This window comes from Serratia sp. CY40230 (assembly GCF_052168835.1).
Lineage (GTDB): Bacteria > Pseudomonadota > Gammaproteobacteria > Enterobacterales > Enterobacteriaceae > Serratia > Serratia nematodiphila.
The window spans coordinates 428,084-447,075 of sequence record NZ_JBJNLX010000003.1 but is presented as its reverse complement, the minus strand read 5'-3'; the positions used below and the strand labels follow the sequence as shown (position 1 = coordinate 447,075).

The window sequence follows — 18,992 nt, the reverse complement described above, 5'->3', positions numbered from 1 at the left end:
ATGCCATCCGCACCGCCGGCGGAGGGGCGATAGAACGTTTAGTGCAGCGTCGGTTTGATATTTTCCGGCGCCGTCGGTTTGTGACGGGTGAATTCGCCGTGGCACATGATGGCGGCGACCCGCACATACTCCGCCACTTCTTCCAACGACTGTTCCAATTCTTCCTGATCTTCGTCTTCGTCGTAGCCCAGTTGCGCGATGTTGCGCAGATCGTCGATCGCTTCACCGACTTCGTCTTTCACCTGAGCCAGCTTCGGCTGCATCATGCCCAGACCGAGCAGGAAGTGGTTGACCCAACCGGCCAGCGCGTCGGCGCGATCGAACACGCTGACGATCTCCCCTTCAGGCAGCATCAGTTGGAACAGGAATTCGTCATCTTCCAGCGTGTCACGCGTCGCTTCATACAGCTGCTGCAACGGTTGGCTGAGCGCCTGTGGGAAGGCGACGCCTTCGTTGGTCAGATCGTGCACCAGCGCCTGCCAGCCGGCGTCACGGCTGCCGCCACACAGCAGGCCGCTGATCAGGCCGTGCATTTCTGCCGCGGTCAGCGCCACCGACTGCTGGTTGAGGGCCACGGTTAAAGATTGGTAACTTGGAAATGTATTCTGTATAGACATGCGCATTCGTCATCGTTGGCAGGATAAGTTCGTGTTATGCTACCACCAAGGTCCGTCGCTATACCAGATAAGCGCGACACCTCAGTGGCTAGTTATAATCGCGATGTGGCAGGTTTCACACTGCGCCGGCGGGTGACGAAAGTGCGGTAAATACGCATTTTGAAACCCTTTTTTGACTGGCAATGTGCGCCACAGTAGATTACAACCAGGTACTGAAAAAGGGGTTGTATCTTGGTACCGAGGTATATATAGTGGCGCCCGCTTTGACAGCCCGGCCAGGGCGGACAAGGCTGGCGCGAAATTTAGGCAGGAAGGTGGCATGTCTGCACAACCGGTAGATATTCAAATTTTTGGCCGCTCGTTAAGAGTCAATTGCCCGCCAGAACAACAAGATGCGTTGAATATGGCGGCGGACGATCTTAACCAACGGTTGCAAGATCTTAAAGTTCGCACTAGAGTCTCCAATACTGAGCAACTGGTTTTCATCGCGGCATTGAACGTCTGTCACGAACTTGCTCAAGAACGGTTGAAAACCCGTGACTACGCGTCCAATATGGAACAACGCATACGGATGCTGCAGCAGACCATTGAACAAGCGCTGCTTGAACAAGGTCGCATCTCTGAACGTCAGGATGCACAATTCGAATAACTTAAGTTGTTGAAATCAAAGTTTCGGCAACGAGTACAAAATTTCTCTGAGATGTTCGCCAGCGGGCCAGTCCCCTGAGCCGATATTTAGTACAAACAGAATGTGTTGCTCCGCGATCGGTGAGCACGCTCGGTGCGCCGAGAAGCCTTAAGATTGCGACGGCACGTTCACCTTGAACCATGGGTTCAAGGGTTACAGCCTGCGACGGCATCTCGGAGATTCCCCTTCTCAGCGGTTTATGTGTGCTGAACACCACACAGAGCAAGCCTGATACGATGCCTTTTCAACCCCAATTCGCGCAGCAGCGCCAAACCATTCGTCAACTCATTCGCCAACGTCGGCGCGAGCTTACGCCGGGCCAGCAACGCTTTGCCGCAGAAAAGATAGCCGAACGCCTCGTCACACATGAACGCATTCAGGCGGCGCACAGCATTGCGGTGTTTTTGTCGTTTGACGGCGAACTCGATACCGGGCCGCTGATCGAGCGGCTGTGGACGCTCGGCAAACGGGTTTACCTGCCGGTGCTGCATCCGTTCAGCCCGGGCCACCTGCTGTTCCTGCGCTATGCGCCGGAAACGCCGCTGGTGCGCAATCGCTTCAATATTCTCGAACCGCGCCTCGATGTGCGCAAGGTGTTGCCGCTGGGTGAACTGGAGGTGGTGCTGACACCGCTGGTGGCGTTCGATCATACCGGGCAACGTCTGGGCATGGGCGGCGGCTTTTACGATCGCACCCTGCAAAACTGGCGCAGCGGCGGCCCCTATCCCATCGGCCTGGCCCATGATTGCCAGCAGGTGGAGCATCTGCCGACCGAACACTGGGATATCCCGCTGCCGGAAATCCTCACCCCGCTCTGCAGCTGGGCGTGGCACGAGCCAAAATAGCAAAAGGCCGGATCGCTCCGGCCTTTTTCGTTTCGGCATGCCGCCGAATCAGAACAGCAGGCGGGCGCGGATGGTGCCGTCGATGGCCTTCATGCGCTGCAGCGCGGCGTCGGCGCGCGCGGTTTCCGCTTCGATGTCGATCACCACATAGCCGATTTCCGGCCCGGTTTGCAGATACTGTGCGGCGATGTTAACCCCCTCTTCGGCAAAGATCTGGTTAATCTGCGTCAGCACGCCCGGACGGTTTTCGTGGATGTGCAGCAGGCGGCTGGCGTTCGGGCCATGCGCCGGCAGCGACACTTCCGGGAAGTTGACGGCGGACAGAGTCGATCCGTTGTCGGAGTATTTCGCCAGCTTGCCGGCCACTTCGTCGCCGATGTTCTCCTGCGCTTCCTGAGTGGAACCGCCGATGTGCGGCGTCAGCAGCACGTTGTCGAACTCACACAGCGGCGAGTTGAACGGATCGCTGTTGGTCGCCGGCTCTTCCGGGAAGACGTCGATCGCCGCGCCCGCCAGGTGATTGCTGGCCAGCGCGTCGCACAGCGCGGGAATATCCACCACGGTGCCGCGCGAGGCGTTGATCAGAATGGCGCCCGGTTTCATCAGCGCCAGTTCTTCCGCCCCCATCATATTTTTGGTCGATGGCGTTTCCGGCACGTGCAGCGTCACCACGTCGCTCATATTGAGCAGATCGGACAGATGGCGCACCTGCTGCGCATTGCCCAGCGGCAGCTTGTTCTCGATGTCGTAGAAGAACACCTTCATGCCCAGCCCTTCGGCCAGAATGCCCAGTTGGGTGCCGATATGGCCGTAGCCGATGATGCCCAGCTTTTTGCCGCGCGCCTCATAGGAGCCCACGGCCAGTTTGTGCCACACGCCGCGGTGCGCCTTGGCGTTGGCGGCCGGAATACCGCGCAGCATCAACAGCAGCTCGCCCAGCACCATTTCGGCCACGGATCGGGTATTGGAGAAGGGGGCGTTGAAGACCGGAATACCGCGTTTGGTCGCCGCTTTCAGATCAACCTGGTTGGTGCCGATGCAGAAGCAGCCCACCGCCACCAGTTTTTCTGCGGCGGCGAACACCTCTTCGGTCAGATGCGTACGCGATCGGATGCCGACGAAGTGTGCATCGCGGATGGATGCCTTCAGCGATTCGGTGTCTAACGCACCCTTGTGGTATTCGATGTTGGTATAACCGGCGGCACGCAAATTATCGACCGTGCTCTGATGAACCCCTTCCACCAACAGGAATTTAATCCTGTCTTTCTCCAATGATACTTTTGCCATTTACCCGACCCTATGTTCAGACTTCAGAAGCGGCTGTGACGACACAGCTCCCATCCAACATAACAAAAATAACGCGGGCGGCAATACAAACGATTGCCTGCCCGGCAGGACAAGGCGCAGCGCTGATGGCGGTTTACGGCAGAAAATGCCATAGGGAAAGTTTTCGGCAGAAGCTTTGGGGAGTCAGTTTTCACAATGTGACATAAGTCACCAAATTTGCCGTTTTTCAGAAAAGATATTTTAACCGAAGAATTATGCGGCCCGGCACCGCCGGGCCACAAACGGCAGAAGCTCATTTGACCACTTTCACGCCTTCCGGGGTGCCGACCAGCGCCACGTCCGCGCCACGGTTGGCGAACAGCCCCACGGTCACCACGCCGGCGATGCCGTTGATCTTGTTCTCCAGCGCCACGGCGTCGGTAATGCTCAGGTTATGCACATCGAGGATCACGTTGCCGTTGTCGGTCACCACGTTCTGGCGATACTCCGGCAGGCCGCCGAGTTTCACCAGCTCACGCGCCACGTAAGAGCGAGCCATCGGGATCACTTCCACCGGCAGCGGGAACTTGCCCAGCACGTCCACCTGCTTGCTGGCGTCGACGATGCAGATAAACTTCTTGGCGATGGCGGCAATGATCTTCTCGCGCGTCAGCGCCGCGCCGCCGCCCTTGATCATCTGCATATGGCCGTTGATTTCGTCCGCGCCGTCCACGTAGATATCGAGCGAGTCCACTTCGTTGCTGTCGAACACGTGGATACCGAGGCTTTTCAGCTTGGCGGTGGAGGCATCGGAGCTGGACACCGCGCCTTCGATCTGGTGCTTGATGGAGCCCAGCGCGTCAATAAAGTGGGCGGCGGTAGAGCCGGTGCCGACCCCGACGATGGTGCCCGGCGTCACGTATTCCAGCGCCGCCCAGCCCACCGCTTTTTTCAGTTCATCCTGCGTCATAATATGTCCCTTGCCTCTGTACGAAAACGTGTGCGTATTATAGGGTAAAACGCTGTTTTTCACGCTGGCAGGATCACACTTATTTACCGCAGCCCGCATTTTTACCCGCCTGGCGGCGAGCTGGGGGCGTGATTTTTCCACCTGCGCCATGCGTAAAATGTGGCATAGTGCCGGTATCATTCTAATTTAAGGGATATCTTTCCGATGAAACGCCCAGACTATCGTACGCTGCAAGCGCTGGACGCGGTGATCCGTGAGCGCGGCTTCGAGCGCGCCGCGCAAAAACTCTGTATCACGCAATCGGCGGTATCCCAACGCATCAAACAGCTGGAAAACCTGTTCGGCCAACCGCTGCTGGTTCGTACCGTGCCGCCGCGCCCGACCGAACAGGGGCAAAAGCTGCTGGCGCTGCTGCATCAGGTGGAGCTGCTGGAAGAAGAGTGGCTGGGCAACGACACCGGCGTCGATACGCCGCTGCTGCTGTCGCTGGCGGTCAACGCCGACAGTCTGGCGACCTGGCTGCTGCCGGCGCTGAAGCCGGTGCTGGCGGACTCCCCCATTCGCCTGAATCTGCAGGTGGAAGATGAAACCCGCACCCAGGAGCGGCTGCGCCGCGGTGAGGTGGTGGGCGCGGTGAGTATTCAGCCGCAGCCGCTGCCGAGCTGCCTGGTGGATCGGCTGGGGGCGCTGGACTACCTGTTTGTGGCCTCCAGCGGCTTCGCCGAGCGCTATTTCCCGAACGGCGTCACCCGTTCCGCGCTGCTGAAAGCGCCGGCGGTGGCCTTCGACCATCTCGACGACATGCACCAGGCATTCCTGCAGCAGAACTTCGATCTGTCGCCGGGCAGCGTGCCCTGCCACATCGTGAACTCATCGGAAGCCTTCGTCCAGCTGGCGCGTCAGGGCACCACCTGCTGCATGATCCCGCATCTGCAGATCGAAAAGGAGCTGGCATCCGGTGAACTGATCGATCTGACGCCGGGGCTGTACCAGCGCCGCATGCTGTACTGGCACCGCTTCGCGCCGGAGAGCCGCATGATGCGTAAAGTGACCGACGCGTTGCTGGAGCACGGTCACCAGGTGCTGCGCCAGGATTAAAACGAAAAAAGGTTCGCCGCGGCGAACCTTTTCTTCAATACCACACCCTTACTGCGCGGCGTTACGCTGCAGCTCAAACACCACATCCACCTGATCGTCGAAGTGAATGCTTTGCTGTTCATAGGTTTGCGCCGCGTCGTTTTCCGCCGCCGCGCCGGCCGCCTTATACATCCGCGCCACCGGCATCGGCTGGTAGTTGGCGACCCGGTAGCGAATGCTGTACACCGGCCCCAGCTTGGCGTGGAAGCCTTTGGCCAGGGATTCCGCCTGCTGAGTCGCGTTCTCGATCGCTTTTTGCCGCGCCTGCTCGCGATAGACGTCCGGTTTGGCGACGCCCAGCTCCACCGCGCGGATCTCGTTCAGGCCGGATTTCAGCGCACCATCCAGCAACTCGTTCAGCTTGTCCAACTGGCGCAGGGTAACCTGCACCTGGCGCACCGCCCGGTAGCCCTTCAGCACCGACTCGCCGGTTTTCAGGTAGTCGTATTCCGGCTGAGTGCGCAGGTTGGCGGCGCTGATGTCTTTCTTCTCGATGTTGTTTTTCTGCAGGAAATCAAAGTACTGCGCCACGCGCTCGTCTACCTGCTTCTTCGCCTGGGCGGCGTCTTTGGAGGAAACGCTCACCTCGATCGCCAGGGTGGCGATATCCGGCGTGGCGTCCACGCTGGCGGTGCCGGAGGTGACGACGTGCGGCCCTTCAGGCAATTCAGCCGCCTGCAGCGCCATCGGTAGCGTCCCTAATCCGACCATTGCGGCCATAGCCAATGCTTTTAGCTTCACAGTGTCTCCTTAATGACAGGCTGTCTCTGATCGCCGGCTTTTCCCTGCGAGAACCGCCGGTTTCCTGGCATCAAACGTAGCATATCGCACGGCGTTTTGAATTCGGATTAGTGACAAATTCTTATAAATTTGCCCCCTGCCAGGCCAGCTGCAGCGCGATGCCCCACATCACCAGCCCGACCAGCGCATTGATGATGCGCTGCGCCCGCTGCGTGTTCAGCCACGGCGCCAACCAGGAGGCCAGCAGCGCCAGGCCGAAGAACCACACCGCCGACGCGCTGACCGCGCCAAGCGCGAACCAGGAGCGCACATCCGCCGTCAGCTGTCCGCCCAGGCTGCCGAGCACCACGAAAGTGTCCAGATAGACGTGCGGATTCAGCCAGGTGACCGCCAGCATGGTGACCACGATGCGCCAGCGGCTCTGCGCCAGCTCTTGCGCCGCAGCCTGCGCCGGTTGCGGACTGAAGGCTGAACGGAACGCGCCCCAGCCGTACCACAGCAGAAACGCCACACCGCCCCAGGTGACCAGCGCCAGCAGCAGCGGCGAGCGGGTCAGCAACGCGCTGCCGCCGAAAATACCGGCGCAGATCAGCACGATATCGCTCAGTGCGCACAATGAGGCGATCATCAAATGGTACTGACGGCGAATGCCCTGATTCATCACGAATACGTTCTGCGGGCCCAGCGGCAGGATCATGGCGGCGCTCAGGGCAAAACCCTGCAGGAAGACGGCTAACATGGGAGATTCCTCGAATGATAAAAGGCGCCGGACGTGGGCGCGTATCGGTCAACACGCGCATCATACGAGGAAGCGATCATTAGGTGAAATTGATGTTTCTAATCCAGCATCAGAAGCACTAATACTCCAAGCGGCGGGATTGCGCCGTCAAATTCGCTCATCGACGCGAAATTCGCTATCATCCGCACCCACCCTCCAGCCGGCCACCCGATGTCTACGATCACCGATACCTTTATCGCCCCGCCATGCCATGACCAGATAGAGATCCTCTATCAGGACGATCATCTGGCGCTGATCAATAAGCCGGCCGGGCTGCTCAGCCTCTCGGGCAAAAATCCACAGAATCTCGATTCGGTACACCACCGGCTGGTACAGCTGTTCCCCGGCTGCGCCCTGGCGCACCGCCTGGATTTCGGCACGTCCGGTTTGATGGTGGTGGCCCGCAACAAGGCCGTCAACGCCGCGCTCTGCCGGCAGTTCAGCGAACGCACCGTCGGCAAAGTGTACAGCGCGCTGCTCTGCGGCCATCTGGCGGATAACGAAGGGGTAATAGACGCGGCGATCGCCAAAGATCCGGCGTTGTTCCCGCTGATGTCGATTTGCGCCCTCCACGGCAAGCCCGCCCGCTCCCGCTATCGGGTCGTCGAGCGTTTTTATCGTGAAACGGAAGGCGGGATCTCGCTGCCGCTGACGCGGGTGCAGCTCACCCCGGAGACCGGACGAACCCACCAGCTGCGTATTCACAGCCGGCAATTGGGCCATCCTATTTTAGGTTGCGATCTGTATGGCGGGCGCCTGCTGCCGGGTACCGAGCAGACGCCGCGGCTGATGCTGCACGCCAGCGAGCTGGACTTTGTGCACCCCATCAGCGGAGAGCGGATAGCCGCTCGTCACGCCGCGCCGTTCTGAACGCGGCTTACCACATCAAATCGTCGGGCACTTTAAAGTCGGCGTACGGATCGTCTTCATCCTGCTCTTCCTGACTCAGCGCACTGTGCAGCACTATGCTGGCCGCATCGCGCTGCGCGATTTTATCGGCGACGCTCGCGGGGATAATCGCGTATTCACACTCTTCGCGGCTCTCGACAACCAAGCGGGCAATGGCGAGGCGGCCATTGATCAGCTGCGTCTGGGTCGCTTTATCCACCAGGATTTTCTTGATCAGGTTACCGTCGGTGAAGTTGAAACCGATATCGCCTTTCGCCAGGACGATGCGGTTCATCTCGATCAGCTGCTTCACCTGCGCCTTGTATTCTTTGGACAGCGCGGCCTGCTTTTGCTGCTCGCTCAATTGCTTATCGCGCTCAAGCTGCGCCTTTTTATTCTCTTCCACCGCCTCTCTGGCCTCGCGCGCCTGAACGCGTGATTTTTTAGCCGTTCTCTGGACTTTGGCCATTTTCTTGCTGGTTACCAAGCCCGCTTTGAGCATCTGCTCTTGTAAGGTGAGTTTTGTCATGTTCGTGTCTGAAGCCTTGGGGTCATGGGGGGATTATACCCGTAATTTTTCAGGCTGCACCAGCTTGCCGGGCGGCTTGCACCGCAGGGCAACGGCGGCAAACCCACCTGACCCCCAGATCATGAATGTGGCTCATGTGGTAATGAAATTAAGTCTCTTTCACTCCCACCGGGACTCTGGCAAAAATAGACCTCATTAACGACAGACAATATGAAATCGGCTGAATGAAAAAATAGAAAAACAAGCCATTGAAATAAATGGATAAAACAAGCCTTCATATCATATAACAGGATGCTATAAGACGATGAATAGAGACTTTACCTTTACGATTAAGAGCAGTTCTTTCGATGAAGATTATAACCCTTCTGAAAATACGCGTATCACCACCAACTTCGCCAATTTGGCCAGAGGGGAAAATCGCCGGGAGAACCTGCGCAACACGCTGGTGATGATTAACAACCGCTTCAATTCGTTGGCGCATTGGGATAACCCCAAGGCCGATCGCTATGCGGTCGAGCTTGAAATCATTTCGGTTGAGATGCGCATTGAAGATCACAGCGCCAGCTTCCCGGTGATAGAAATCCTGAAAACCAACATCCTTGATAAAAAAACGCAAACGCGTATCGAGGGTATCGTCGGGAACAATTTCTCCTCTTACGTGCGCGATTACGACTTTAGCGTCTTGCTGCCGGCGCACAATAAAAACACGGCGGAATTTACCATTCCGGATGATTTCGGCGATTTGCACGGCAATATCTTTAAGCACTTCGTCAATTCAAAGGCATACCATGAGAATTTCAGCAAACCGCCGGTGATTTGCCTCAGCGTGTCCAGCAAAGACACCTATCATCGGACGGGCAATCAACACCCGGTCTTGGGCGACGAGTATCGGCAAGACGGCGCTTCGCTGACCGACCGGTATTTTAAAAAAATGGGCCTGCAGGTGCGCTACTTCATGCCGAAAAATAGCGTCGCGCCCCTGGCGTTTTATTTCCCCGGGGATTTGCTGAGCGATTACACCGATCTGGAGCTGATTGGCACCATCAGCACGATGGAGACCTTCCAAAAAATCTATCGGCCTGAAATTTACAATGCCAACTCGGCGGCGGGGCAATGCTATCAGCCAAGCCTGAATAACCAGGATCATTCATTAACCAAGATTGTTTACGATCGCGAAGAGCGTAGCCAGTTGGCGATTGAGCAGGGGAAATTTACGGAAGAGCAATTTATCAAACCCTACAAGCCTATTCTTGAGCAATGGTCTGCCCACTACGCGCTTTGATTCACTTAAATACAGGTCACCTATCATGAAAATATTGCTCCCCACATCGACCGCCGGCAGCTTACCCAAACCGGTCTGGCTGGCCCAACCGGAAACCCTGTGGTCGCCCTGGAAATTGCAAAATGAAGAATTAATCGAAGGCAAGCAAGACGCCCTGCGTTTATCGCTGGCAGAGCAACAACAGGCCGGCATCGATATCGTCAGCGATGGCGAGCAAACGCGCCAGCACTTCGTCACAACGTTTATCGAACACCTCAGCGGCGTCGATTTCGAGAAACGCGAAGTGGTGAAAATCCGCAATCGCTACGAGGCGAGCGTGCCAACCGTGGTGGGGGCGGTCTCGCGTCAAAAGCCCGTTTTCGTTGAAGACGCCAAATTTTTACGCCAGCTGACCCAGCAGCCGATTAAATGGGCCCTGCCGGGGCCGATGACCATGATCGACACGCTCTATGACAACCACTATAAAAGCCGCGAGAAATTGGCCTGGGAGTTCGCCAAGATCCTCAATCAGGAAGCCAAAGAGCTTGAGGCCGCCGGCGTCGACATTATTCAGTTTGATGAGCCCGCATTTAACGTGTTCTTTGACGAGGTGAATGACTGGGGCATCGCCGCCCTGGAAAGAGCCGTTGAAGGGCTTAAGTGTGAAACGGCCGTACATATCTGCTATGGATACGGCATTAAGGCCAATACCGACTGGAAAAAGACGCTGGGCTCTGAGTGGCGGCAATATGAAGAGGCGTTTCCCAAGCTGCAAACGTCGACTATCGATATTATCTCGCTGGAATGCCATAACTCGCACGTGCCGATGGATCTGCTTGAACTGATCCGCGGTAAAAAGGTGATGGTCGGCGCCATTGATGTAGCGAATCATGCCGTCGAGACGCCTGAAGAAGTGGCCGCTACGCTGCGTAAGGCGCTGCAGTTTGTCGATGCCGACAAGCTCTATCCGTCGACCAACTGCGGCATGGCCCCTCTGCCTCGTCAGGTCGCCCGCGGCAAGCTGAATGCCTTAAGTGCAGGCGCCGAGATCGTGCGCCGGGAACTGTTGGCCAAATAACCGCACCAGCGCCCGCCGCAGTAGCCTCCTGTGGCGGGCGATGATCATCGTCTCCCGCTCCCCGCAACGCCCCCCCTCTGGTGTATACTCGGGTTTCTACGCGATGCCAGCCACAGCGGCCTGAACGGCCCCTCAGCCAGCCCACAACAGCTTAATAACAGTGGAACCCTCATGAGCCCAGATACCGCTCGCATCAGCGAAATTATCGATCGCGCCAGGATCTCGCCTTATCAAATCCTGATCCTGACCTTATGTTTCCTCATCGCCCTGCTGGACGGGTTCGATACCGCCATCATCGGCTATATCGCCCCGGCGCTGCGCGAAGAGTGGGGCCTGCAGCCAGCGCAGCTCTCCCCCGCCTTCGGTGCGGGATTGTTCGGTCTGCTGATCGGCAGCCTGCTGTTCGGGCCGATCGCCGACGCCATCGGCCGCAAACGCGTGCTGCTCGTCGCAGTGCTGGTGTTTGGCGGCTGCACCCTGGCTTCGGCCTATGCGCATTCGATCGAATCCCTGACCTGGTTGCGCTTTATCACCGGCATTGGCCTCGGGGGCGCGATACCGACCTGCATCACCCTCAGCTCTGAGTACTCACCGGCGCGCCGGCGCATGCTGCTGGTCACCCTGAGCTGGAGCGGCTTTACCGCCGGGCTGGCCCTGGGCGGCCTGCTGGCCGGGCAGATCATCCCAGCGTTCGGCTGGCGCGGCCTGCTGCTGGTCGGCGGCATTGCGCCATTGGCGCTGCTACCGCTGTTGGCCTGGCAGATGCCCGAGTCGGTGCGCTTTATGGCCGCCAGCGCCAAACATGCCGATCGGCTGCGCCGGGTGGTCGAGCGTATCACCGGCCAGCGTTGGACGGGGGGACCCATTGTCGATGACGAGCGCCCGGCGCAGGCCAGGTCGCCGATCTCGCACCTGTTTATCGAAGGGCGCGCCGTGCGCACCCTGCTGCTGTGGGCGGCATTCTTCTGTTCGCTGTTCGTGTTCTACCTGCTCACCAGCTGGCTGCCGACGATCCTCAAAGACGCCGGTTTCGATATCGCCCACGCCTCACGCATCGGTGCCATGGTGCCGCTCGGCGGCACCCTGGGCGCCATCCTGATGGCGCTGCTGATGGATCGGGTCGGGCCCTATCGCGTGCTGGCCTTCTCCTACCTGGGCGCCGCGCTGGTGATCGGCGTGACCGGGTATCTGATGGGCGACGCATACACGCTGGCCGCCGTCGTGTTCCTGATAGGCTTCGGCGTGGCCGGCGCGCAAAACGGCCTGAATCTGGTTTCCGCCACCCTTTACCCGACCGCAGCCCGCGTGACCGGCGTCAGCTGGGCCATGGCCAATGGCCGCTTCGGCTCGATTGTCGGCTCGATGCTCGGCGCCTGGATGATGACCGCCGCCGGTTCGCCGGAAGTGTTCTTCCTCTGGCTGGCGCTGCCGGCGCTGCTGGGCGCCGTCGCCATCTTCCTGCTCTATCGCCTCAGCCTGCGCCGCCGCGCGCCGCTCACCGAACCGGCGGCCGGCATCTGAACTCGCGGAAAATAAAAGGCCGAGACGCCATCAGTGACGTCTCGGCCTGCAATAAAAAAGGGGGCCAAGGCCCCCTCTCTGTTATTCCGCCTTGGCGGAAACGTCTTCGGTGCGATACAGGTGCACGTCCATCTGCGGGAACGGAATGCCTATGTTGTGGGCATCCAGCGCGCGCTTGAAGTTTTCCATCAGATCGAAGTACACGTTCCAGTATTCCGCGTTAGTGGTCCAGGAACGGGTCACGAAGTTCAGAGAGGACGGCGCCATCTCGTTCAGACGCACGGTCACGCCTTTGGCGTGCATGATGCGCTTGTCGGCGGCGATCACGTCGCCCAACACCTTCTTCACCACGTCGATATCGGCGTTGTAGGCCACGCCTACCACGATGTCCACGCGGCGGTTCGGTTCGCGGGAGTAGTTGATGATGTTGCCGGCGATGATTTTACCGTTCGGCACCACGATGGTTTTGTTGTCTGCGGTACGCAGGGTGGTGGAGAAAATCTGCACCTGATCGACGGTACCGGCCACGCCGCCCAGATCGACATACTCACCCACGCGCAGCGGGCGGAAGATCACCAGCAGCACGCCGGCGGCGAAGTTGGACAGCGAGCCTTGCAACGCCAGGCCGACGGCCAAACCGGCGGCACCCAGCACGGCGATCACCGAGGTGGTCTGCACGCCGACGCGCCCCAGCACCGCGATGAAGGTGAATGCCAGCACGCCGTAACGTACGATCGCCGACAGGAAGTCTGCCACCGTGGCGTCGATGCCGCGCAGCTTCATTACGCGGTTCAGCGCATTACCGACCACGCGGGCCACGATCGAACCGATGATCAGGATAACGATGGCGGCGACGATATTTACCGCATACTGGATCAACAGATCCTGGTTCTTCACCAACCAGTCGCCGGCACCGTTGATGCCGTCTACTACATTCAAATCTTTCATTCGTGTCGTCCTAACTCAGTCCCTAACGGGAGAAACTCGCAAAAATACACTGGCTTCGGCAGCCAGTAGGAAACCACCGCCTAAGGGTAACCAACATTAAAGGCTCATGCCAACCGTCAGCGTTAAAAATAGCCGAAACCGCCCGCCGCTTCTTCTATGCTGAAAACAGCGCGTTGGCCATTTCACGACAAGGGATCCGTTCTTCATGCACATTCGCTCTTCGCTCAAACACTATTGGCAAGTGCGGCCCAGGCTGCTGCTTTCCGTCGGCGCCGGGCTGTTGTGCTTCCTGCTTCTGCCCGCCCAGCTCTCGTTGCTGCAACGTTTGATGATCGGCTGGAATACGCTGGCCTGGCTCTATCTGCTGTTTCTCTGGCGGCTGATGTTGGTCAGCACGCCGCAGCACATTCGCCAGATCGCCCGGCGGCAGGACGAAAGCGCCAGCACGGTGTTGGCGCTGGTCAGTTTCGGTTGTCTGGTGAGCATTCTGGCGATCCTGTTCGAATTGAGCAGCGCCAAACAGGCCAGCGACTCGCTGAAAACCCTGCATCTGGCACTAACCGGCGGAACGCTGGCGGTTTCCTGGCTGCTGCTGCCGACCGCCTTCACCATGCACTATGCTCATCAATTTTATCGCCAGGGCGCACAGCAGGATCCTTTGCCGCTGCTGTTCCCCGGCAATCTCACCGAGCCGACCTATCTGGACTTCGCCTACTTCTCCTTCACCATAGCGGTCGCGTCGCAGACCGCCGATGTGGCGGTCGGCGCGGCAGAGGTGCGCAAGATCACCCTGTTGCAGTCGGTGATCTCCTTCGCGTTCAACATGCTGATTCTGGGCCTGTCCATCAACGTGGGTGCCGGCTTGCTGAGCTGAAAACGAAAAAGGCTCCCCGCAGGGAGCCTTTTGCATCGTGCAACAGGTGGCGAAGATTACAGAACGTCTACCGCGTTCAGATCTTTGAAGGCCTGCTCCAGACGCGTCACCATGCTGGTCTGCGCTGCGCGCAGCCAGACGCGTGGATCGTAGTATTTCTTGTTCGGCTGATCGGCGCCTTTCGGGTTGCCCAGCTGGCCCTGCAGGTAAGCTTCGTTCGCTTTGTAGTACTGCAGGATGCCGTCCCAGGTCGCCCATTGGGTGTCGGTGTCGATGTTCATCTTGATCACGCCGTAGCTGACGGACTCTTTGATTTCCGCATCGCTGGAACCGGAACCGCCGTGGAACACGAAGTTCAGGCTGTTATGCGGCAGGTTGAATTTCTCGGAAACGTATTTCTGAGAATCGCGCAGGATGGTCGGAGTCAGCTTAACGTTACCTGGCTTGTACACGCCGTGCACGTTACCGAACGAGGCTGCGATGGTGAAGCGTGGGCTGATGGCGTTCAGTTTTTCGTACGCGTAAGCCACGTCTTCCGGCTGGGTGTACAGCGCGGAAGCGTCCATATGGCTGTTGTCCACGCCGTCTTCTTCACCGCCGGTGCAGCCCAGTTCGATTTCCAGCGTCATGCCGATTTTGGCCATGCGCTTCAGGTAGGCGCTGCAGATCTCGATGTTTTCTTCCAGAGATTCTTCAGACAGATCGATCATGTGGGAAGAGAACAGCGGTTTGCCGGTAGCGGCGAAGTGCTTCTCGCCGGCGTCCAGCAGGCCGTCCAGCCATGGCAGCAGTTTCTTCGCGCAGTGGTCGGTGTGCAGGATCACCGGCACGCCGTAGTGTTCAGCCATCTGGTGAACGTGGTGTGCGCCGGAGATAGCGCCCAGAATCGCTGCGCCCTGAGGCACATCGGTCTTCACGCCTTTGCCGGCGATAAACGCGGCGCCGCCGTTGGAGAACTGAACGATGACCGGCGCGCGCACTTTAGCCGCGGCTTCCAGCACTGCGTTGATGGAGTCGGTACCCACGCAGTTTACCGCTGGCAGTGCAAAGTTGTTCTCTTTAGCAACTGCGAAGACTTTCTGAACGTCATCACCCGTGATGACACCCGGTTTTACGAAATCAAAAATTTTAGACATGTTACTTTGTCCTGTTTCGTCGGCCGTAGATGGATGTAAATCGATGTTTTCACGCCGCGCAGCGTTAGCCGCGCGGTATAAAACAAACGGGCGGCTTTCGCCTCCCGTTGTCTGAATTACTGCTTAGCGCGCTCTTCCAGCATCACGACTGCAGGCAGCGGTTTCCCTTCAACGAATTCCAGGAATGCGCCACCGCCGGTGGAGATGTAGGAAATTTTGTCAGCGATACCGAACAGATCGATGGCTGCCAGAGTGTCGCCGCCGCCAGCGATAGAGAAAGCGTCGCTATCGGCGATCGCGCGGGCGACAATTTCGGTGCCCTTACGGAAGTTAGGGAACTCGAATACGCCAACCGGGCCATTCCACAGAATGGTCTTGGCGTTCTTCAGGATAACGGCCAGACGCTCGGCAGAGACGTCGCCCATATCCAGAATTTGCTCGTTGTCCTGGATCTCGCTCGCCGACTTCACGGTCGCGGTTGCGGTTTCGGAGAACTCGGTCGCTACGCGCACGTCGGTCGGCACCGGAATGTCGCAGGTTTCCAGCAGTTTCTGCGCGTTCGGGATCAGGTCAGGTTCGTACAGGGACTGGCCCACGTTGTTGCCCTGCGCCGCCACGAAGGTGTTGGCGATGCCGCCGCCGACGATCAGCTGATCGGCGATTTTGGACAGGGAATCCAGCACGGTCAGTTTGGTGGAGACTTTAGAACCGCCCACGATGGCGACCATCGGACGGGCCGGGTTGCCCAGCGCTTTGCCCAGCGCTTCCAGTTCGGCGGACAGCAGCGGGCCGGCACAGGCGACAGGCGCGAACTTGCCCACGCCGTGGGTGGAAGCCTGCGCGCGGTGCGCGGTGCCGAATGCGTCCATCACGTACACGTCGCACAGCGCCGCGTATTTCTTGGACAGGGTTTCGTCGTCTTTCTTCTCGCCCTTGTTGAAGCGGACGTTTTCCAGCACCACCAGTTCGCCTTCGGCGACGTCGACGCCATCCAGATAATCCTTCGCCAGACGCACTGGGGATTTCAGGTGGTCTTTCAGGTAGTTGACCACAGGCAGCAGGGAGAATTCTTCGTTGTACTCGCCTTCGGTAGGACGACCCAGGTGGGAGGTTACCATCACGCGGGCGCCTTGCTTCAGCGCAGCTTCGATAGTCGGCAGGGAAGCGCGGATACGCGCGTCGGAAGTCACTTTACCGTCTTTTACCGGCACGTTCAGATCGGAGCGGATCAGTACGCGTTTACCCGCCAGATCCAGATCGGTCATCTTAATTACAGACATGGTGAACCCTCTTTATTGAATCTCTATAAAATTGCCTGAGCAGCGCGCCAATCACGCCGGCGCCGCCGTACTAGAAACCGCTGGCGGCCATTGCCCGTGTTGTATCCAACATCCGATTGGCAAAGCCCCATTCATTGTCGCACCAGACCAAAGTCTTTATCAGGTGCTGCCCGCTGACCCGGGTCTGCGTACCGTCGACGATAGCGCTGTGCGGGTCATGGTTAAAATCGATCGAGACCAATGGTAATTCCGTGTAGTCAACTATACCACGAAATGATTCCCGTGCGGCCTTTTGCAACAGCTGGTTGACCTCCGCCACCTTCACCGCGGCGCTCACGCTGACGCTCAGATCGATAGCCGTCACGTTAATGGTCGGCACGCGCACCGAGATAGCCTCGAAGCGGTCGCAAAACTGCGGGAAGATGCGGGTGATGCCCGCGGCCAGCTTGGTATCGACCGGAATGATCGACTGGCTCGCCGCGCGGGTGCGCCGCAAATCCGCGTGATACGCGTCGATCACCGGCTGATCGTTCATCGCCGAGTGAATGGTGGTCACGGTGCCGGACTCGATGCTGTAGGCGTCGTCCAGCAGCTTGATCACCGGAATAATGCAGTTGGTGGTGCACGAGGCGTTGGACACGATGCGATGTTCCGCCAGCAGCGTCTGATGGTTGACGCCGAACACGATGGTGGCGTCCAGATCGTTGCCGCCCGGGTGGGCGAACAGCACTTTCTTCGCCCCCGCCGCCAGATGGGCTTCGCCATCCGCCCGGCTGCCGTACACGCCGCTGCAGTCCAGCACCACGTCGACGCCCAGTTCGCCCCAGGGCAACTGCTCCACCGCCGGCTGATGCAACAGGCGAATCGCGTCGTCTCCGACGCTCAGCGTGTCGCACTCTTGCCGCACATCCCAGGCGAAGCGGCCGTGGCTGGAGTCGTACTTCAGCAGATGGGCCATGCCCTCGGCGTTCGCCAGCTCGTTGATCGCCACCACGGAGATTTCCGCCCGTCGTCCCGATTCGTACAGTGCGCGCAATACGCTGCGGCCAATGCGGCCAAAGCCGTTTATCGCTATGCGGATGGTCATGCTGCTCCTGAAAAAGGGCCGTCCACGCCGGGTTGGCTCACCGGCACCGGTCGGCGCTGACTGGTTGTCTCACTAACCCGCATAGAGTAGTGGATCGCACCGCCCGCTGTGAATCGCCGCGTTTGCATTATTCCCGCGCTTCAGCGGCTTTTCGCCGCCGTCACATCGGCGTTTCTGTCGAAGAGTGCCTCAACTGAAACGCTTCAGCTGAGCATAAACCAAAGTTTTGGCAAAAGGAACAGGTGCAACAGTCCCGCAAGTAACGGAGGGGAGTTTTACGAGCATAAGATGATCTGGCGCACATTTTTGGCCTCAAGACCGCGACGGATTTTCGCTCGCCGGCCCCGTTTCGCCGTAGTGCTCACGAAAATAGTCGCGCAAAAATTCGACCGTCACCCGCACTTTCGCCGACGTTGCCAGCCGGGAAACGTATACCGCCCAGATGTTGGCCGGCTGATAATACTCCGGCAGGATGTGCACCAGTCGGCCGCTGTCGATGTTCTCTTTCACGTCCCAGGCGGAACGCAGCGCGACGCCCTGCCCGTCCAGGCACCACTGGTGCACGATTTCGCCGTGGTTCGACGCCAGCGCCCCCGTCACCTTCACCGTCTCTTCGCCGCCCGGCCCCTGCAGCCGCCACAGCCCGAACGGGTGATCGCGTTCCTTGATCACCAGACAGGAACGGCCCGCCAGCTCCGCCGGATTTTTCGGCACGCCGTGGCGCTGCAGGTACGCCGGCGAAGCGCACAGGATGCGCTGATTGTCCGCCAGCTTGCGCGCAATCAAATTGGGGGCGATATCGTCGCCGATGCGGATATCCAGATCGAATCCTTCGCTGACCAGATCCACCAGCCGATCGGACACGTCGAGCCGCAGCTCCAGCTGCGGGTACTGCCGCGCCAGCGCCGACAGCGCCGGCGCCACGAAACGCCGGCCGAAGCCGAAGCTGCTGACCACGCGCAGCATGCCCTGCGGCGCCTGGCGCACTTCGGACAGTTCGTCCATCATCTGATCGACATCGTTGAGAATGCGCTGCGCCCATTCGTAGATGCGTTCGCCGTCTTCGGTGATCGCTACCCGCCGCGTGGTGCGGTGCAGCAACGACACGTCCAGCGCCTTCTCCAACAGCGCGATGCGCTTGCTGATAAAGGCAGGCGAAACGCCCAGCTCTTCGGCGGCGGCGGCGAACCCGGCGCGACGCGCCACCAGCACGAACACCCGCAGGTCACTCAGGATCGGCATATTGTTCATGATTCGTGTTTTATGTTTCACCGTTTTCGCGATTGATTAACAGTTAGTCAATTATAGGATAAGAGTGTTGTCAATCTCCCCTATCTACAAATGAGAC

General features: G+C 58.9%; 19 protein-coding genes and 1 other RNA gene. 9 read left to right on the top strand and 11 right to left on the bottom strand.

Annotated features, from left to right (window positions below; genetic code table 11):
- Nucleotides 1–38: 38 nt before the first annotated feature.
- Nucleotides 39–617, bottom strand: coding sequence for a YecA/YgfB family protein (locus ACJ8IJ_RS13735; protein ID WP_004931622.1), 579 nt, complete (start codon nt 615–617; stop codon nt 39–41).
- Nucleotides 618–936: 319 nt separating this feature from the next.
- Between ACJ8IJ_RS13735 and zapA the strand changes: the two genes are divergently transcribed.
- The 3 genes from zapA (at nt 937) to ACJ8IJ_RS13720 (ending at nt 2,150) form a co-directional block, all read left to right on the top strand.
- On the top strand, nt 937–1,266 hold the full coding sequence (zapA, locus tag ACJ8IJ_RS13730) for a cell division protein ZapA (RefSeq protein ID WP_004931621.1): 330 nt from the start codon (nt 937–939) through the stop codon (nt 1,264–1,266).
- Nucleotides 1,267–1,306: 40 nt separating this feature from the next.
- Nucleotides 1,307–1,489, top strand: a non-coding RNA gene (gene ssrS / locus ACJ8IJ_RS13725) — 6S RNA.
- A 52-nt stretch (nt 1,490–1,541) separates the two neighbouring features.
- A complete protein-coding gene (locus ACJ8IJ_RS13720; RefSeq protein WP_033632150.1) occupies nt 1,542–2,150 on the top strand; it encodes a 5-formyltetrahydrofolate cyclo-ligase in 609 nt (202 codons plus the stop codon).
- Nucleotides 2,151–2,198: 48 nt separating this feature from the next.
- Here ACJ8IJ_RS13720 and serA read toward each other — a convergent pair whose 3' ends face one another.
- Nucleotides 2,199–3,437, bottom strand: coding sequence for a phosphoglycerate dehydrogenase (gene serA / locus ACJ8IJ_RS13715; protein WP_004931617.1), 1,239 nt, complete (start codon nt 3,435–3,437; stop codon nt 2,199–2,201).
- Nucleotides 3,438–3,729: 292 nt separating this feature from the next.
- Entirely contained in the window at nt 3,730–4,386 is a 657-nt protein-coding gene (rpiA, locus tag ACJ8IJ_RS13710) for a ribose-5-phosphate isomerase RpiA (protein WP_004931614.1), read from the bottom strand.
- Nucleotides 4,387–4,590: 204 nt separating this feature from the next.
- On the opposite strand from rpiA, the gene ACJ8IJ_RS13705 reads away from it, so the two are divergent.
- Nucleotides 4,591–5,484, top strand: coding sequence for a LysR family transcriptional regulator ArgP (locus ACJ8IJ_RS13705; RefSeq protein WP_004931613.1), 894 nt, complete (start codon nt 4,591–4,593; stop codon nt 5,482–5,484).
- A gap of 48 nt (nt 5,485–5,532) precedes the next feature.
- On the opposite strand, the gene ACJ8IJ_RS13700 is transcribed toward ACJ8IJ_RS13705, so the two are convergent.
- Both ACJ8IJ_RS13700 and argO read right to left on the bottom strand, forming a co-directional pair.
- Nucleotides 5,533–6,264, bottom strand: coding sequence for an oxidative stress defense protein (locus ACJ8IJ_RS13700; RefSeq protein WP_031300626.1), 732 nt, complete (start codon nt 6,262–6,264; stop codon nt 5,533–5,535).
- 121 nt (nt 6,265–6,385) lie between these two features.
- Nucleotides 6,386–7,003: an arginine exporter ArgO gene (gene argO, locus ACJ8IJ_RS13695; protein WP_004931603.1), complete on the bottom strand. Its 618-nt coding sequence runs from the start codon at nt 7,001–7,003 to the stop codon at nt 6,386–6,388.
- A gap of 210 nt (nt 7,004–7,213) precedes the next feature.
- Here argO and ACJ8IJ_RS13690 point away from each other — a divergent pair, with 210 nt between their 5' ends.
- Nucleotides 7,214–7,912, top strand: a complete 699-nt coding sequence (locus tag ACJ8IJ_RS13690; protein WP_004931601.1) for an RluA family pseudouridine synthase — start codon at nt 7,214–7,216, stop codon at nt 7,910–7,912.
- 7 nt (nt 7,913–7,919) lie between these two features.
- Here the strand turns inward: ACJ8IJ_RS13690 and ACJ8IJ_RS13685 are convergent, their stop codons facing one another.
- On the bottom strand, nt 7,920–8,459 hold the full coding sequence (locus tag ACJ8IJ_RS13685; RefSeq protein WP_004931599.1) for a DUF2058 domain-containing protein: 540 nt from the start codon (nt 8,457–8,459) through the stop codon (nt 7,920–7,922).
- Between the two features lie 304 nt (nt 8,460–8,763).
- Between ACJ8IJ_RS13685 and ACJ8IJ_RS13680 the strand changes: the two genes are divergently transcribed.
- The 3 genes from ACJ8IJ_RS13680 (at nt 8,764) to ACJ8IJ_RS13670 (ending at nt 12,319) form a co-directional block, all read left to right on the top strand.
- Complete coding sequence (locus ACJ8IJ_RS13680) at nt 8,764–9,741, top strand: DUF1852 domain-containing protein (RefSeq protein WP_154871765.1); 978 nt, start codon at nt 8,764–8,766, stop codon at nt 9,739–9,741.
- Between the two features lie 25 nt (nt 9,742–9,766).
- A complete protein-coding gene (locus tag ACJ8IJ_RS13675) occupies nt 9,767–10,798 on the top strand; it encodes a methionine synthase (RefSeq protein ID WP_004931594.1) in 1,032 nt (343 codons plus the stop codon).
- Between the two features lie 171 nt (nt 10,799–10,969).
- Complete coding sequence (locus ACJ8IJ_RS13670) at nt 10,970–12,319, top strand: MFS transporter (protein ID WP_049186808.1); 1,350 nt, start codon at nt 10,970–10,972, stop codon at nt 12,317–12,319.
- 81 nt (nt 12,320–12,400) lie between these two features.
- Here ACJ8IJ_RS13670 and mscS read toward each other — a convergent pair whose 3' ends face one another.
- Nucleotides 12,401–13,267 (bottom strand): small-conductance mechanosensitive channel MscS, encoded by an 867-nt coding sequence (gene mscS / locus ACJ8IJ_RS13665; protein ID WP_004931590.1) that lies wholly within the window; start codon nt 13,265–13,267, stop codon nt 12,401–12,403.
- 205 nt (nt 13,268–13,472) lie between these two features.
- Between mscS and ACJ8IJ_RS13660 the strand changes: the two genes are divergently transcribed.
- Complete coding sequence (locus tag ACJ8IJ_RS13660) at nt 13,473–14,141, top strand: DUF1345 domain-containing protein (RefSeq protein ID WP_075685374.1); 669 nt, start codon at nt 13,473–13,475, stop codon at nt 14,139–14,141.
- A 56-nt stretch (nt 14,142–14,197) separates the two neighbouring features.
- Here ACJ8IJ_RS13660 and fbaA read toward each other — a convergent pair whose 3' ends face one another.
- The 4 genes from fbaA to ACJ8IJ_RS13640 form a co-directional block, all read right to left on the bottom strand.
- Entirely contained in the window at nt 14,198–15,277 is a 1,080-nt protein-coding gene (fbaA, locus tag ACJ8IJ_RS13655) for a class II fructose-bisphosphate aldolase (RefSeq protein ID WP_004931586.1), read from the bottom strand.
- A 116-nt stretch (nt 15,278–15,393) separates the two neighbouring features.
- Nucleotides 15,394–16,557 (bottom strand): phosphoglycerate kinase, encoded by a 1,164-nt coding sequence (gene pgk, locus ACJ8IJ_RS13650; protein WP_004931584.1) that lies wholly within the window; start codon nt 16,555–16,557, stop codon nt 15,394–15,396.
- A 70-nt stretch (nt 16,558–16,627) separates the two neighbouring features.
- Entirely contained in the window at nt 16,628–17,644 is a 1,017-nt protein-coding gene (gene epd, locus ACJ8IJ_RS13645; RefSeq protein ID WP_004931582.1) for an erythrose-4-phosphate dehydrogenase, read from the bottom strand.
- 312 nt (nt 17,645–17,956) lie between these two features.
- Nucleotides 17,957–18,916 (bottom strand): LysR substrate-binding domain-containing protein, encoded by a 960-nt coding sequence (locus ACJ8IJ_RS13640; protein WP_274517900.1) that lies wholly within the window; start codon nt 18,914–18,916, stop codon nt 17,957–17,959.
- Nucleotides 18,917–18,992 lie beyond the last annotated feature (76 nt).

What these genes read in the sequence shown, in the direction of transcription:
- ACJ8IJ_RS13735 (WP_004931622.1), bottom strand. Translation starts at nt 617, where the DNA reads ATGTCTATACAGAATACATTTCCAAGTTACCAATCTTTAACCGTGGCC.
- zapA (WP_004931621.1), top strand. Translation starts at nt 937, where the DNA reads ATGTCTGCACAACCGGTAGATATTCAAATTTTTGGCCGCTCGTTAAGA.
- argO (WP_004931603.1), bottom strand. Translation starts at nt 7,003, where the DNA reads ATGTTAGCCGTCTTCCTGCAGGGTTTTGCCCTGAGCGCCGCCATGATC.
- mscS (WP_004931590.1), bottom strand. Translation starts at nt 13,267, where the DNA reads ATGAAAGATTTGAATGTAGTAGACGGCATCAACGGTGCCGGCGACTGG.
- ACJ8IJ_RS13670 (WP_049186808.1), top strand. Translation starts at nt 10,970, where the DNA reads ATGAGCCCAGATACCGCTCGCATCAGCGAAATTATCGATCGCGCCAGG.
- serA (WP_004931617.1), bottom strand. Translation starts at nt 3,437, where the DNA reads ATGGCAAAAGTATCATTGGAGAAAGACAGGATTAAATTCCTGTTGGTG.
- ACJ8IJ_RS13690 (WP_004931601.1), top strand. Translation starts at nt 7,214, where the DNA reads ATGTCTACGATCACCGATACCTTTATCGCCCCGCCATGCCATGACCAG.
- pgk (WP_004931584.1), bottom strand. Translation starts at nt 16,557, where the DNA reads ATGTCTGTAATTAAGATGACCGATCTGGATCTGGCGGGTAAACGCGTA.
- ACJ8IJ_RS13675 (WP_004931594.1), top strand. Translation starts at nt 9,767, where the DNA reads ATGAAAATATTGCTCCCCACATCGACCGCCGGCAGCTTACCCAAACCG.
- epd (WP_004931582.1), bottom strand. Translation starts at nt 17,644, where the DNA reads ATGACCATCCGCATAGCGATAAACGGCTTTGGCCGCATTGGCCGCAGC.
- ACJ8IJ_RS13720 (WP_033632150.1), top strand. Translation starts at nt 1,542, where the DNA reads ATGCCTTTTCAACCCCAATTCGCGCAGCAGCGCCAAACCATTCGTCAA.
- fbaA (WP_004931586.1), bottom strand. Translation starts at nt 15,277, where the DNA reads ATGTCTAAAATTTTTGATTTCGTAAAACCGGGTGTCATCACGGGTGAT.
- ACJ8IJ_RS13705 (WP_004931613.1), top strand. Translation starts at nt 4,591, where the DNA reads ATGAAACGCCCAGACTATCGTACGCTGCAAGCGCTGGACGCGGTGATC.
- ACJ8IJ_RS13680 (WP_154871765.1), top strand. Translation starts at nt 8,764, where the DNA reads ATGAATAGAGACTTTACCTTTACGATTAAGAGCAGTTCTTTCGATGAA.
- ACJ8IJ_RS13685 (WP_004931599.1), bottom strand. Translation starts at nt 8,459, where the DNA reads ATGACAAAACTCACCTTACAAGAGCAGATGCTCAAAGCGGGCTTGGTA.
- ACJ8IJ_RS13660 (WP_075685374.1), top strand. Translation starts at nt 13,473, where the DNA reads ATGCACATTCGCTCTTCGCTCAAACACTATTGGCAAGTGCGGCCCAGG.
- rpiA (WP_004931614.1), bottom strand. Translation starts at nt 4,386, where the DNA reads ATGACGCAGGATGAACTGAAAAAAGCGGTGGGCTGGGCGGCGCTGGAA.